14 protein-coding genes are annotated in these 13,546 nt (G+C 52.5%); 9 read left to right on the plus strand and 5 right to left on the minus strand.

The window, feature by feature from the left end; translation table 11 throughout:
• Positions 1 to 256: 256 nt before the first annotated feature.
• Positions 257 to 1,294: an STAS-like domain-containing protein gene (locus AC0QHF_RS24220; RefSeq protein ID WP_324706828.1), complete on the plus strand. Its 1,038-nt coding sequence runs from the start codon at positions 257 to 259 to the stop codon at positions 1,292 to 1,294.
• Positions 1,295 to 1,372: 78 nt separating this feature from the next.
• On the opposite strand, the gene AC0QHF_RS24225 is transcribed toward AC0QHF_RS24220, so the two are convergent.
• Complete coding sequence (locus tag AC0QHF_RS24225) at positions 1,373 to 2,263, minus strand: fumarylacetoacetate hydrolase family protein (RefSeq protein ID WP_324706829.1); 891 nt, start codon at positions 2,261 to 2,263, stop codon at positions 1,373 to 1,375.
• 359 nt (positions 2,264 to 2,622) lie between these two features.
• On the opposite strand from AC0QHF_RS24225, the gene AC0QHF_RS24230 reads away from it, so the two are divergent.
• Genes AC0QHF_RS24230 through AC0QHF_RS24240 form a run of 3 tightly spaced genes read left to right on the plus strand, consistent with a single transcriptional unit; the run spans position 2,623 to position 4,122 of the window.
• Positions 2,623 to 3,072, plus strand: coding sequence for a gas vesicle protein K (locus tag AC0QHF_RS24230; RefSeq protein ID WP_324706830.1), 450 nt, complete (start codon positions 2,623 to 2,625; stop codon positions 3,070 to 3,072).
• Between the two features lie 29 nt (positions 3,073 to 3,101).
• Positions 3,102 to 3,836, plus strand: coding sequence for a gas vesicle protein GvpF (gene gvpF / locus AC0QHF_RS24235; RefSeq protein ID WP_324706831.1), 735 nt, complete (start codon positions 3,102 to 3,104; stop codon positions 3,834 to 3,836).
• Between the two features lie 19 nt (positions 3,837 to 3,855).
• Complete coding sequence (locus AC0QHF_RS24240; protein WP_324706832.1) at positions 3,856 to 4,122, plus strand: gas vesicle protein GvpG; 267 nt, start codon at positions 3,856 to 3,858, stop codon at positions 4,120 to 4,122.
• A gap of 356 nt (positions 4,123 to 4,478) precedes the next feature.
• Here the strand turns inward: AC0QHF_RS24240 and AC0QHF_RS24245 are convergent, their stop codons facing one another.
• On the minus strand, positions 4,479 to 6,059 hold the full coding sequence (locus tag AC0QHF_RS24245) for a photosystem II high light acclimation radical SAM protein (RefSeq protein WP_324706833.1): 1,581 nt from the start codon (positions 6,057 to 6,059) through the stop codon (positions 4,479 to 4,481).
• Between the two features lie 370 nt (positions 6,060 to 6,429).
• On the opposite strand from AC0QHF_RS24245, the gene AC0QHF_RS24250 reads away from it, so the two are divergent.
• From AC0QHF_RS24250 to AC0QHF_RS24260, 3 genes are all read left to right on the plus strand, one after another.
• Positions 6,430 to 6,816: a DUF1830 domain-containing protein gene (locus AC0QHF_RS24250; protein ID WP_324706834.1), complete on the plus strand. Its 387-nt coding sequence runs from the start codon at positions 6,430 to 6,432 to the stop codon at positions 6,814 to 6,816.
• 115 nt (positions 6,817 to 6,931) lie between these two features.
• The gene (locus tag AC0QHF_RS24255; RefSeq protein ID WP_324706835.1) at positions 6,932 to 7,483 is read left to right on the plus strand and encodes a hypothetical protein; all 552 of its coding nucleotides are present in this window, start codon (positions 6,932 to 6,934) and stop codon (positions 7,481 to 7,483) included.
• Positions 7,484 to 7,557: 74 nt separating this feature from the next.
• Positions 7,558 to 8,316 carry an ABC transporter ATP-binding protein gene (locus AC0QHF_RS24260; RefSeq protein ID WP_324706836.1) on the plus strand — a complete coding sequence of 253 codons (759 nt, stop codon included), beginning with the start codon at positions 7,558 to 7,560 and terminating at the stop codon, positions 8,314 to 8,316.
• Positions 8,317 to 8,333: 17 nt separating this feature from the next.
• Here AC0QHF_RS24260 and AC0QHF_RS24265 read toward each other — a convergent pair whose 3' ends face one another.
• Both AC0QHF_RS24265 and AC0QHF_RS24270 read right to left on the minus strand, forming a co-directional pair.
• Positions 8,334 to 9,317: a glycosyltransferase family 2 protein gene (locus tag AC0QHF_RS24265; RefSeq protein ID WP_324706837.1), complete on the minus strand. Its 984-nt coding sequence runs from the start codon at positions 9,315 to 9,317 to the stop codon at positions 8,334 to 8,336.
• Between the two features lies 1 nt (position 9,318).
• Positions 9,319 to 9,483, minus strand: a complete 165-nt coding sequence (locus tag AC0QHF_RS24270) for a hypothetical protein (protein WP_324706838.1) — start codon at positions 9,481 to 9,483, stop codon at positions 9,319 to 9,321.
• Between the two features lie 361 nt (positions 9,484 to 9,844).
• On the opposite strand from AC0QHF_RS24270, the gene AC0QHF_RS24275 reads away from it, so the two are divergent.
• Positions 9,845 to 10,570 (plus strand): response regulator, encoded by a 726-nt coding sequence (locus tag AC0QHF_RS24275; RefSeq protein ID WP_324706839.1) that lies wholly within the window; start codon positions 9,845 to 9,847, stop codon positions 10,568 to 10,570.
• 38 nt (positions 10,571 to 10,608) lie between these two features.
• Here the strand turns inward: AC0QHF_RS24275 and ccmS are convergent, their stop codons facing one another.
• Positions 10,609 to 11,046 carry a beta-carboxysome assembly chaperone CcmS gene (ccmS, locus tag AC0QHF_RS24280; RefSeq protein ID WP_324706840.1) on the minus strand — a complete coding sequence of 146 codons (438 nt, stop codon included), beginning with the start codon at positions 11,044 to 11,046 and terminating at the stop codon, positions 10,609 to 10,611.
• A 315-nt stretch (positions 11,047 to 11,361) separates the two neighbouring features.
• Between ccmS and AC0QHF_RS24285 the strand changes: the two genes are divergently transcribed.
• Positions 11,362 to 13,546 (plus strand): Calx-beta domain-containing protein (locus AC0QHF_RS24285; RefSeq protein WP_324706841.1); only part of this gene is annotated, 2,185 nt, incomplete at its 3' end.

The following is a 13,546-nucleotide window of genomic DNA, read 5'->3' on the forward strand; positions in this document are numbered from 1 at the left end:
CACATTGACTATGCCTTTAAGAGTTCAGTTTTGGACTGCTTAAGAATCCCCGCGTCTTTAGACCGGGGAGAAGTCAAGACTGGTTCATGAAATTTGACATAAATCGTAGGGGCGCAAGGCTTGCGCCCTCCAACTCGCATTTCCCCGACACATCCCTTTTATTGGCTGTACCGTCAAATCGTCAAGGTTGACAATATAACACACAGGGTTGACAATAGATGATCGTAGGGTTGATATTGGTTGGGTAAAGGAAATCATGATCAAAGTCCGCAAACGGGGTGAACAGATTCGCCAATTTATCTTAGAAAATGTAGAAGCTCATCCGAATGATATTGCATCTCTAGCTGCTCAAGAATTTGGCATTACTCGGCAAGCGGTCAATAAGCATATTCAACGGCTCGTCAAACAGCAAGCTATTGTTGTTGAAGGTTCCACCAGAAGCAGAAGCTATCGCTTGCATCCACTGGTCGAATGGATGCAGTCTTATCCAATCGATGGAAATCTTAAAGAAGATATTGTTTGGGACTCTGATATTCGGGCATTGATCGCTGATTTACCTGATAACGTCAGGGATATTTGGCTGTATGGATTTAATGAGATGTTGAATAATGCCATAGACCATTCATCTGGTCAGTCTGTAATTATCAAATTTCAAAGAGATGCAATCAATACAGATATCAGCATTATTGATGATGGAGAAGGGATCTTCAAAAAAATCAAAAGAGAGATCAATTTATCTGATGAACGTCATGCCATTTTAGAACTTGCAAAAGGCAAGCTGACAACCGATCCAGATCGTCATAGTGGTGAGGGTATTTTCTTCACATCGCGTATGTTTGATGAATTTGCCATTCTCTCGGGTAATGTTTATTTTTCCCATAAATTTAATCAAGTAGAAGACTGGATTTTGGAAGCACAACAACATTCATCTGGGACGCTAGTATTTATGAGGCTGAACAACAATACATCGAGAAATGTTAGCAAAATATTTGATACTTTCTCGGGGGATGATTACGCTTTTACCAAAACTGTAGTACCCGTGCGTTTGGCACAATATGGCGATGAAAAACTGGTATCCAGATCTCAAGCCAAGAGATTATTGGCAAGGATTGATAAATTCAAAACAGTAGTGTTTGACTTTTCGGGTGTAGAAGCAATTGGTCAGGCGTTCGCGGATGAAGTTTTTCGAGTGTTCAGGATTCAACACCCGGATATAGAAGTCATCAGTATCGAGGCCAACCCGGAAGTATCGCGAATGATTAGCAGGGCACAAAGTTTGCTTGATACCGAATAAAGATTGAAAATCTGCGGGAGATGGGCAGATTGGGATTATCATAAATTCCGAGAGGGCGATCGCGAATCGCCCCTACAATTAAACCACGCGGTTGATCAACTGTCCCACCCCCGTCACTTCGACGATCGCTTCATCTCCCGGACGCAAAAATCGGGGCGGATCAAAACCCATTCCCACCCCCGCCGGAGTGCCCGTCGCGATAATATCTCCGGGTAATAAAGTCATCCCTTTTGAGAGGGTCGAAATAATGGCGGGTACGTCGAAAATCACCTGGGAAAACTTCGCCCGCTGCCGTTCTTCCCCGTTGATTCGGGAACACACCTCGATATTTTCCGGGTCGGGCATGATGGAACGGTGGACGACAACCGGACCCATCGGAGCGAATCCGTCCAGGCTTTTTCCGCGAAACCACTGGCGATGTTCCGACTGCAAATCCCGCGCCGAAATATCGTTGAATGCGGTATATCCGAAAACGTAATCCCAGGCCGTTTCCGGGGAAATATTGATTCCCCGTTTGCCGATAATAATGGCGAGTTCCGCCTCGTAATCCAACTTGGATGTCAGGTCGCCGTGGCTGGGGATGTCATCTCCGGGGCCGATGACGCTGGTGGTGGTTTTGGTGAAAATAATCATTTGGGTGGGCAGTTTTTCGTCCTTGTCCACCCGGCCGAGCATTTCTTTGGCGTGATCCAAATAGTTCTTGCCCAGACAGAAAATATTCCGTTTCGGTTGCGGGATCGGGGCGATAATTTTGACTTCGGAATAGGGATAACAGGCGATTTTTTGGGCGATCGCATCTTGCGTCAAATCCCAAGCCTTTCGGGCGGCATCTCCCCCCGCTTCCACCAATTCCAATAGTGTGGGCGTTTCTAAACTTTTGCCCAAAAGTCGGCCGGCTTCGGCCAAATCCACCACCGTCTCATCGACCAAACTTCCCAACTGTCCGCGTTCAAGGGTTAAAAATTTCATTACGATTTCCGGCGATCGCGTATTTTCCGTTTAAAATATAGCATTGTGAAATAGCATTCGACTCAAAGCCCCCAGAATTGGGGGTTTGGGGGCGAGAAAATGAACAATGGCGTTCGACTCAAAGCCCCCAGAATTGGGGGTTTGGGGGCGAGAGAATGAACAATGGCGTTCGACTCAAAGCCCCCAGAATTGGGGGTTTGGGGGCCAGTCCAAGCCCCCAGAATTGGGGGTTTGGGGGCGAGAAAATGAACAATAGCATTCAACTCAAAGCCCCCAGAATTGGGGGTTTGGGGGCGACTCGGAAATCGCTCTCATCTGTTAGGATCGAAATTGAGGCCGAACCGCGATGAGAATCCCCCGTGTCAAATCCCGAAGAAACAGCCCTGGTTCCCAAGTCGTCCGGTAAGGATGCGGGTTTAGCCCCCCTCGTCCTCACCCTCGTCGAACTGATCCGCCAGTTGATGGAAGCCCAGGTGATCCGGCGGATGGAGGCGGACACCCTCACGGACGAAGAACTCGATCGCGCCGCCGAAAGTCTCCGCCAACTGGAAGCTCAAGTATTGCAACTGTGCGAAATTTTCGAGATCGATCCGGCGGATCTCAACATCGAACTCTCGGAATTCGGTTCCCTGCTGCCCAAATCCGGCTACTATCCGGGGGAAACGTCCCAAAACCCCTCCGTGCTCGAACTTCTCGATCGCCTCCTCAATACCGGCGTGGTGGTGGAAGGGGACCTGGATTTGGGTTTGGCTCAACTCAACCTCATTCACGCTAAATTGAGGTTGGTACTCACCTCGAAACCTTTATGATCGAGATCAGAGCTGGGAATTAATATAACATGGGTTACGGTCTTTATCTGTATGGAATTTTACCCGCAACGCATCTCAACCCCCTGCACCTGCAAGGGTTGGACAAACAGCCCGTCCAGGCGCACAAAATCGGCCCGTTTATTTTCCTGTATTCCGACGCCCAACAGGAGCGCTATCTGGCCAGCCGCCGCAATTTGGTGGGACATGAAAAGGTTCTGGAACATTTCATGCAGGAGGGATTTCGGACGATATTGCCGCTGCAATTCGGGTTGATTGTTCAAGACTGGGAAGCGGTGCGGGAACAACTGATCGAACCCCACGACGAACAACTGCACCAACTGTTTGAAAAACTCGCCGGAAATCGCGAAGTCGGGGTGAAGGTGTTTTGGGATGAAACCGTGGAATTGGAAAGGTTGATGGCGGAAAATGACGAACTGCGAGAACGGCGCGATCGCCTGGAGGGAAAGCCGCTGAGTATGGACGCCGTGATCGCGATCGGGCAGGACATAGAGGCGGCGATGGAGGATCGGAAAAATAGTATCATTCAAGTCTTCCAAGATACGTTGAATCCCCTGGCGTTGGATTGGGTTGAAAATGATGCGATGACCAATTTGATGATTTTCAACGCCGCCTATTTGATCCCGTGGGATGCCGAAGCCAAATTCGGCGAAAAGGTGGAGGAAGCCGATCGCCATTTTGAAGGACGTTTGCGAATTCGCTATAACAATTTTACCGCCCCATTTAATTTTGCCCAACTCGATTGATAATTAGGAGGAAAACCCAATGGTTTTACGTTTATTACTTTCCCCCCTCACCGCCCCCCTTGATGGCATTGTTTGGATCGGAGAACAACTGTTAGAACGGGCGGAAGCCGAACTCGACGATCGCGACAACCTCAACAAACGACTCCTCGCCCTCCAACTCGCCTACGATATGGGCGATATTTCTGAGGAGGATTTCGACGAACAGGAGGAAGAATTATTGCAACAAATTCAGGCGTTGGAAGAGGCGGAGAGAGAGGCGGAAAGAGAAGCGGAAGAAGAGGATTGAAAAATTGATAGATATCGGGGCAGTGCCTCCGTGCCTGCCCCGATCGTATCAAATCCGATTGAATGCCCGGAACAAAACGGGTTGGATGTCAAGACCGCTTGGGAATCAATTCCCGAGGGCGCAAGCCAGGGGTAATGGGGGCGCAAGCCGGGGGCCCCTACGAGCTCAAATCATCGGTCGATGATTGGGAAAAAACCGGCCGAGTCCACGCTTAGTGGACTTTTGCTGTGAGCCTTGAAATTGATTTCAAGGCGGGTGAATTCGGAGGCAGTGACTTTTAGAAACCGGGTTTCTTGAGATCGACTCGGTTGGCGTACCAAAGATTCGGATAGAAACCCGGTTTCTTCGATGACCAATTAACTCGCGTTAATTAACTTTTTCTCCCGGGGCCGATCGCTCTCCAGGGGAGCATTCAAAGCCTCCTCAAGGGACGATCGCCCCAACCGTTCTTCCAGGATGTCCATCACTTCCCGGCCGAAATCGTTCGGGTTTCGCTGCCACGCTTCCAGACACACCTCGCCGAAAAACGACCCCAGCGGTTCCGGGTTCCACAGCAGTTTTCGCGCCGTCCAGGGCATCAAACTCATCGGGTCGTAATCGCGATCGAGGATATTGTTTTTGAAGGCGTATTCTTCCAGATGGGTGTGGGGTTGCAGCCCGATAAAGAAGATGGCGGGTTCGACTTTATCCCGTCCAAAAATTGCCTCCAACTCCCGGTGATAGGCGATGGTTTGGCGGATGGTGTCGAAGGTTTCGTCGATGACGTTAAACGAATAATTCACCGACACCAAATCGTTGAAACCCGCCGCTTTCAGATCCCGGCAATTTTCCAAAACGACCCGCAGGTTATAACCCATCCGCATTTTTCGGACCAGTTCTTGGGAGCCGCTGGTGATGCCGATTTCAAAGTAATTCATCCCCGTTTTTGCCATCAGGTCGCACAGTTCCGGGGTGAGGTTGTCAGCCCGGATGTAAGCGGCCCAGTGGATGTCATCCATGCCGGCATCGAGGATGTTTTGCAGCAGTTCCACCGCGTCCTTGATAAACAGGCGGGCGGGGATGAATTGGGCATCGGTAAACCAGAAATTGCGGATGCCGCGATCGTAGAGTTGCTTCATTTCCGCCACCACTTCCTCGGCGGGGTTGATGCGGACTTGTTTGCCCTCGATGACGGTGTAGACGCAGTAACAGCAGTTGTGGGGACAGCCGCGTTTGGTCTGGACGCCGATGTAAAAATCCCGGTCTTGCAGGTAGTATTCAAACTCGGGCCAGATGCGATCGATGTAGTCGTAATTGCAGGCGGTTTTTTCGATGTTGGCGGGTTTTTCGTGGATCATGCGATCGCGTGGCTGGGTTTGTCCCACCACATAACAGCGCTCGTCGGCAAAATCCTGGCCCCGCAACACCTTTTCCAACAGCGCTTCCCCTTCGCCCACGGAAACGATGGTTCCCAGGGGGAGAGAGCGCCCCAGTTGCTCGTAAAAGACGCTCACGGCGCCGCCGCCGACAATCGTCCGGGCTTCGGGGTGGTAGCGCCGCGCCCGCTGCAAGCCCTGTTTAATTAAATTGGTATTGCGCCAGAGCTCGGTGTAGTAGGAGGCGGCCAACCGCAGGCCCCCCACGGCACCCCGCAATTTCACCAGGGGGTTTTTGGCGTAGTAAAATTCAAAGGCATTTTGCAGGGGGTTCCCGCCCCGACCGCCGACGGGGGCGTAAATTTGGATGTCCCGCCAGGAGAACACCAGCAGCGTCGGTTGAAAGTCGTCGATACAGGCGCTCAGGGCTTCGCGGTAGTCCAGGGGCGGCACGGCCCCCAGGTCGAAGATGCGCTGATCCACATCGGGGAACAGCTTGTGGACGTGATCGGCCAGGTAAACCACCCCGATGGGGAAGATGGGGTTGCAGGGAAGGCGAACGTAAAGAATTTTGTTGTCCATGATGGCGATTGGAGTCGATCCTGATGTGAGCTGCAAGATTTCAAAATTTGTCGATTTAACGGTTCCTTAACATAAATTAACAATATAGCTGTCTTTTTTCATCTTAGAATCGTTTATCAGCAGTTTCAATCCGATCGCATCTGAGCCGGAGCGTGTCAGCCGATCCCCTAGCTGGGTGGAGCGATCGCGGCGATCGGGGAGGAGCAGCGAGCTGAGATAGATTCTGGGATCGAGCCGGAGTATTTTTCTGAAAACTGACGTTGCCCGTCTATCATCCGATCGAGGATTGGTAGTCGGGATTACAGCCAATGGGGATCGCAAAGTGTTAGTTTGGCAGTATAACCAAACTTGTATTGCAACGCTCCTTAATATGGCTCAGATTCTTGATCCCCTACCCTCTAACAGCCCCGGCCGCATTCTGTGCTGTTATGTAAACGCGACCAGCCACATCCAGATCGCCCGCATCAGCAATGTCGCCAACTGGTACTTCGAGCGGGTGGTGTTCCCGGGCCAGCGGCTCGTCTTCGAGGCCCTGCCGGAAGCGCTGCTCGAAATCCACACCGGCAAAATGGCCAGCGCCATTTTGTCCGACAAGATCCCCTGCACCCGCCTGCAAATTGACCAAGATCCCCCTTCCGCCGCCGACGTCCATCCGAGTGCCGCGGCGCAAGCCTATCACGAACGGGTGACGGGACGCCTGGCACGCCAAGGGAAGCCGACAGCGGTGACGACCCCGGCGTTGAGTTCCGTGGACTAGAAATTTCAAAAAATCATTTTAATATGGATCGGGTTGATGGAAGCATTCTGTCGGCCCGATATTGTGTCGGGATGCCGATCCCGGCAATTTTGTCCTTCTCCGAGTCAAAATCACAATGGAATCCTCCGAACCCTTACGCGCCGTCTTCCGCATTTCCCCCGTCGTCAGGGTCACTTTGTTGAGCCTGTACGCCGCCCTCATGGTTCCCCTGCCCTTCCTCGCTGCCGCCACGGACGCCCCCGTCTCCCCCCGCCTGCTGTGGGTGGGAATCGGTTTGGGGGGTTTGGCGCTGTATGGCGCGTTGAGCGAACGGGTGATTTTGAGCGATCGCGCCATCGAGGTGACGTATCCCCGCTGGGTGCCGCGACTGTTCCGGCGTGGCTGGTCCGTCCCCTGGGAAGAGGTGAAGGCCCTGCGCCCGAGAACCACGGGACAGGGGGGGCTGGTGTATTATTTCGTCACCGAGTCCGGGGAAGGGTATTTGCTCCCGATGCGGATCGCCGGATTTGCCAAATTGGTGGCGATCGTCCAGGAAAAAACGGGGATTGATACCTCCGATGTCCGCCCCCTCTCCCAGCCCTGGATGTACGCGATCCTGTTTGGCTGTACCGTGTTATTGCTGCTGGTGGATGCCTGGACGATTTCCACGGCACTCACCAACAATTAACAATTAATAATTAACAATTAACAATTAATAATTATTAATTGACTTTAGTTTTTCCCGACAGTTTTTAACTGAGAATGAAACAGCCCTGTCCTCCGATCCTGCGACTCGAATCTTTGAGTCTCCAATCTCCCATCGTTCTCGCGCCGCTGTTGCGGGAGATTTCTTCTGCGGTGCGAGCGGGCGATCGCATCGCTGTTGTGGGGGCTTCTGGGGCGGGAAAAACGTCTTTGCTGCGGTTGTTAAATTTTCTCAATTCTCCGAGTTCGGGGGCGATTTATTTCGACGATCGCGACTATAAAACCCTGAATCCGATCGCGCTGCGGCGGGAAATGACTCTCGTTTTGCAGGAGAGTAAACTGTTGGGAATGACGGGGCGCGACGCGATCGCCTACCCTTTGAAATTGCGGGGAATGGGAAGCGAAGAAATTGCTCAACGGGTTAATATTTGGAGCGGACGGTTGGGAATACCGGGGGAGTGGTTGGAGCGATCGGAGGTGCAACTGTCCGCCTCTCAACGGCAAATCATTGCGATCGCCCGGGGGTTGGCGATCGAACCCCGGATTGTATTGTTAGATGAACCGACAACCGCCCTCGATCGGGCGCAACAGAAATGTCTGGGGGATATTTTAGCACGATTTAGGGGAGAGGAAACGGCGGCGATCGTGGCGACTCGCCGTCCCGATTTTGCCCGCGAGTTCGCCACCCGAGTTTGGCATCTCCAAGGCGGCGAGTTGATTCGAGATAGTCTCGTCGGAAATATCAACTGGGAGCGGTTGACTGAATCTTTACAAAACACTCAAACCCAAATTTCCCGGGAGTGGGACGAGCTGTAAATCCGGGGCTTTCAGTTTTAAAAATCATTCAGAGGAATTTTGCGGATATCGGTGGTTGTATAGGGGTGGCGACGAAAGGCGAGAACGTCCCGTAACAGACGCCAAGCCGTCGGGGAAAATAAAGCCGGGAAGAGCAAATTTAGCGCCTCAAAGGGACGCTGGCGTTTGAAGGCGATCAACCCCCAATAAAGTTGCAGGTAGGCGTTGACACTCAACAGTTTGGGCAGTTTTTTACGGTGGCGATCGCTCACCAATTCGTAAATTTTTGTTTTGATGAGAATGTGAGTTTCCAAGCGTTTTTGGAAAGAGAGTCGGTAGTTGTAGGCTCCCTGCCAAGTCGTCCGGTAAGCCAAACATTTCTGGATAAAAATGGCATCGCCGAATTGGGCAATATTCGCCCAAGATTCGATATCGTCAAAATTGACATCGAAACTGCTTTTCCAACCACCCGATCGCAAAAATGCCTCCCGCTGGACGGCGACTTGTACCGGCGTTCCGAAGGGTACTTGTTCGAGTAACATACCGTAGTGAATGTCTTCCTGGGGGATGTAAAAAGCCGGTTTGGGGCCGCTCGGTTGCGTGTAGCTCTGTTCCTGTCCCTCCAGATCGACGTTGGCGGAGCGGACGGAACAGATGACGGCGTTCGGACACTGGACGAGGGCGCGGAGCATCGTTTCCAAACAATCCTCCGCCAAATAATCATCGTCATCCAAAAATTTGATCCAGTCTCCCCGGGCGATCTCAACTCCCACGTTCACACTTTTGGAGTGACCTTGGTTGCTGGCATTGCGATGGTAAATCAATCGAAAATCATCTTTTTCCCGCAACGTTTCGACCCGCCGCTTCATGTAAGATTCGGTGTCGTCGGTCGAACAGTCATCCACGACGACCACTTCGCACGGCAGGGTTTGCAACAGGGCGGAGTTGATGGCGCGATCGAGCAATTCGAGGCGGTTGTAGGTCGTAATCAAGACCGTAAAGGATGGTATCTGATCGGACATATCAGCTTTTTGATTTTAAATCTAAAATCGATCGCGAACTGGTCGATTCCTTGGCTATTTTATCAAAGAAATAAGTGGAAGAAAAACGGGCGGGGGGAATGGCACTCGTCTTGGGGTGGCAGCCGCCGGGGTGCAACGTTTGCCCGATGGCAATATTGACTCTCATCAGCCTTCGGGGAGTCGAGGAGAGATGTGGGCGGAACCGGCACAAAATGGGTGTCAAGCTGATGGGCGCGAGGTTGGCGCCCCGACTGCGGGAGAAATATCATTGGGCGACCGGCACTCTCACGTCAAAAAAAGTCTGGCCGATCGCACCTCGGATGTCAACTGACCCAGAAGCAGATCTCCGGGAAATTACGGAAGGGGCGATCGCAAATGCGGTCGGAGTGGGTACAGTAGAGATAATCGGAGAAGTTGGGTGCGCTCTGACGTCAACTCTTGGGGAATATCCCAGACCGGGGGCCCGAGAGAGGCGTGGCGCACCATTTTTATCTCGCCGACCCGTCCACCCGCACCCATTTCAAGCCATGAGGACTGTCTTACTGGTCGAGGACTCCCACACGCAGCGAGAATGCCTGTCCCAGCAACTCACCTGGAGCGGTTGGGATGTCATCCCGGCTTGCGACGGCATGGATGCACTGGAGAAGTTGCAGGGGAGTTGTCCCGACGTGGTGTTGTTGGACGTGGTGATGCCGCGACTCGACGGATATCGGGCCTGTCGCCTGATCAAGTCGAACCCCGAAACCCAAAATATTCCGGTCATCTTTTTGACGGGAAAAGAGCAGAATTTGGCGGTTTACGAAGGGATCAAACACGCCGAAGCCTACGTGAGCAAACCGTGGCGATCGCAAGAACTCCTCGAAACGATCAAGTGGGTCATCGTTTACGCCCGATCCAAGCCGAAAGTCAATTCGGACGCAGCCTGGTTTCGGCACTTTTTGTTAAATTTAAAGCTGATCGAAATCTATTTGCACTCTCCGGGAAAACGGGAAACCCACGGCTTGCAAATTCTCAGGCTTTACGAGGCGGCAATGAAAGCCCTCGACCAGACGTTAGTCCTCAATCCCCGCCATCTTCGTGCCCGCCGGTATCGGGACGGGGTTCGGCATCAATATCAACAATTTCGGCAAGAATTGGAGCAGATTCATTCTTGTCAACTGTGCTATTATTATCACGGCCAAGATGGAATCAATTGTGCCGTTCACCCCGCCGGACCGGTGTCGAAATGGTGTCCGGATTGGAAATTGGATTGATCTTTCAACTGGGTGAATTCCGGCGGGTTCCGGCACAATCAAACGGTTTCTGAGATCGCGATCGCCCCACCCATTTTTTCTTCCAACTGTCGGAGCAGGGTATCTGTATCTACATTCATTCGCTCAAAACATTCGGGCGGCGTCAATTCCGGCTGAAAATAAACCAATTTGAGGGTATTCAATCCGATGCCGACCATGAGGACTTCTTCTTCCGGCTTGTAGCCGTCGATAATTCCCAGAATTTCCTGTAATTTATTTTGGGTGTTGCGATTGAGAGTTTCGATCGCCGCTCGCGGACAGGAGACGAAGCGGGGCGTCTGTTTCAGGTCGATCCCCAGGGTTCCATCTTCGTTTCCCCCTTCCCGGTGGATTCCCCAGGACAAAGCCGCCAGTTCCTGCTGGTGGTTCTCCACGAAGCGATCGAGTTGAGATTGCCAGGGATTTTCATCGACGGGGGCGGGGGTATTGCTCATCATATCAAAAAGGGTGCGATGGTATCCCGATCTATTGTATAGCGACTCATCCCCCCTGGCTATCCCCGGGTCTGCCGCCGTCCCGGGAACCGATCGCTCCCCGAATCCGTCGCCGCCTCCGTTCCAGTTTGACCGTTGAAAATCAGTATTAACACGGATAAAAAAGCGGATGTAGGTTCCGATTTTTGACGGCGATTAAACCCGTTCCATTTAATAATACTTTTGACAATTTTCCGGATCGATAGGGTGCAACTCGAAAACTGAATTAAGTGCGATCGCCGTTTCATTTCGCCCACTCCAATTGGGAAACTTGCACCTATGAGTTCCACAGGCTTTGACTTTGAAACCCTCGACTTTGGCTTCGATCCCCAGTCCGAATTGAACGGAATTTATCCCCGGGAAAATTTTTCGGAATCCCCGGCTAATCTCGACCCATTGAGTCTCCCCCAAACGTCGCCCCAACCGGGCGAAGAGCCGGATATAATCGTCGCCACGGAGGCCGCCGATCGCCTGTTCTTGCTGGGGGGTGACGATACGGCTTACGGCCTGGGAGGGGACGATATTTTGGGCGGAAATCAGGGCCGCGATTTCTTGCAAGGAAATACGGGAAATGATATTTTATACGGGGGACAAGACGGCGACACCCTGCGAGGCGGAAAGGAGGACGACCTGTTATTTGGCGATCGCGGCGAGGACATTCTCTTCGGCGATCGTGGACGGGATACGCTGCTCGGAAATACCGAAAATGATACCCTTTACGGAGGGAAAGAAAATGATACCATCGCCGGTGGGGAAGGGGATGATCGCCTGTTCGGCGACCTCGGAAATGACACCCTATTCGGCGATCGGGGTGCGGATACCCTGACGGGGGGAGACGGTAGCGACTGGTTTTATATCGGCTGGAATATGGGAGGCTTCACTCTCGAAGAAGCGGATATTGTCGATGACTTTGATATTAATTTGGATTCCATCGGCTTACTCGATACCCTCAGCTTCGACGGATTAAATATTTATCAAGGAGCGGGGATTTACTCGGCGGATACCATCATTCAGGATCGCGGAACCAACGAGTTTTTGGCAATTCTCAAAAATGTCAACAGCGACGATTTGAATGCGATCGTTTCCCCTCCCGAAGAACCGACGCCGACGCCGACTCCGACTCCGACTCCGACTCCGACTCCGACACCCGAACCGGAACCGACTCCGACACCCACGCCGGAACCCACGCCGACACCCACGCCGACACCCACGCCGACACCCGCAGTCAGTACGATCGCATTTGGCAATGCTAATTTTGAAGTTCTCGAAGACGGGACAGCCATTTCTCAAGTCACCGTAACCCGAACCGGCAGCAGCGAAGGAGAAGTCGGTGTCGAGATTAATTTCGCCGACGATACGGCGACATCCCAGGATTACAATAGCACGCCGATCGCCGTGACATTTGCAGACGGCGATCTCGCCACCAAAACCGTCGAGATTCCCGTCGTTGACGACAATTTTGCGGAGGGCACGGAAACCCTCAACCTGCTGTTCGATAATCTCACCGGAAACGCGGAATTGGGGACAATTTCCACGGCAACTTTGGCGATTTTAGATAACGATAATGGCAGCGATGCCGGAACTTTGGCGTTTACTGTCGCGGCGATCGCCATCGACGAAAGTACCGCCAACGCCACCGTCACCGTGGAACGCACGGGGGGAAGCGACGGTAACGTTACCGTCGATTATACCACTTCCGACGAGAGTGCGATCGCCGGTTCGGACTACACCGAAAATATCGGAAGTTTGAGCTTTGCGGCTGGGGAAATGAGCCAAACCATTGACGTGGAAATTCTCGACGATAATGAAGTTGAAGATAGCGAAGAATTTGATTTGATTCTCCGCAACCCCTCCGGTGGCGCCACCCTCGGAACGGCTGACACGGTGACATTTACGATCGCCGATGATGACGTTCCCAACCCCGGCGAATTGGCGTTCGCGACGGATGCCGTGGATGTCGATGAAGCGGCGGGAACCGTCACCGTTACGGTGGAACGGAGCGGCGGAAATGCGGGAATTATCGGGGTGAATTATGCCACTTCCGACGATACCGCGATCGCGGGTGGCGATTACACGGAAACTTCGGGGACGCTGACATTTGCGGCGGGAGAAACCGGCAAAACCTTTACCGTTGATATTATCGACGATGCCGATATCGAAGGGATTGAAAGCTTCGATTTGACTTTGAGCGATCCCACGGGTGGCGCCACGTTGGCAACGCCGTCCGTGCAGACAGTCAACATCACCGACAACGATGAAATTGTCAGCAATTTTGGTGTCTTTAATTTTGCCTTGGCAAATGTGGAGGTGAGTGAAAATACGGCGACTGCAACCGTCAGCGTGGAGCGGACGGGGGGAAGTCAGGGGGATGTTACCGTTGATTATATCACTTCCGATGAGAGTGCGATCGCCGGTTCTGACTACACCGCCACTTCCGGAACTCTGACGTTTGCGGATGGGGAAA

This window comes from Lyngbya sp. CCY1209 (assembly GCF_055795065.1).

Bases quoted from the DNA above. Each gene is read 5' to 3' on its own strand.
- gvpF (WP_324706831.1), top strand. From the start codon at position 3,102: ATGGGTTACGGTCTTTATCTGTATGGAATTTTACCCGCAACGCATCTC.
- AC0QHF_RS24245 (WP_324706833.1), bottom strand. From the start codon at position 6,059: ATGGACAACAAAATTCTTTACGTTCGCCTTCCCTGCAACCCCATCTTC.
- AC0QHF_RS24220 (WP_324706828.1), top strand. From the start codon at position 257: ATGATCAAAGTCCGCAAACGGGGTGAACAGATTCGCCAATTTATCTTA.
- ccmS (WP_324706840.1), bottom strand. From the start codon at position 11,046: ATGATGAGCAATACCCCCGCCCCCGTCGATGAAAATCCCTGGCAATCT.
- AC0QHF_RS24275 (WP_324706839.1), top strand. From the start codon at position 9,845: ATGAGGACTGTCTTACTGGTCGAGGACTCCCACACGCAGCGAGAATGC.
- AC0QHF_RS24260 (WP_324706836.1), top strand. From the start codon at position 7,558: ATGAAACAGCCCTGTCCTCCGATCCTGCGACTCGAATCTTTGAGTCTC.
- AC0QHF_RS24250 (WP_324706834.1), top strand. From the start codon at position 6,430: ATGGCTCAGATTCTTGATCCCCTACCCTCTAACAGCCCCGGCCGCATT.
- AC0QHF_RS24255 (WP_324706835.1), top strand. From the start codon at position 6,932: ATGGAATCCTCCGAACCCTTACGCGCCGTCTTCCGCATTTCCCCCGTC.
- AC0QHF_RS24240 (WP_324706832.1), top strand. From the start codon at position 3,856: ATGGTTTTACGTTTATTACTTTCCCCCCTCACCGCCCCCCTTGATGGC.
- AC0QHF_RS24225 (WP_324706829.1), bottom strand. From the start codon at position 2,263: ATGAAATTTTTAACCCTTGAACGCGGACAGTTGGGAAGTTTGGTCGAT.
- AC0QHF_RS24265 (WP_324706837.1), bottom strand. From the start codon at position 9,317: ATGTCCGATCAGATACCATCCTTTACGGTCTTGATTACGACCTACAAC.
- AC0QHF_RS24270 (WP_324706838.1), bottom strand. From the start codon at position 9,483: ATGAGAGTCAATATTGCCATCGGGCAAACGTTGCACCCCGGCGGCTGC.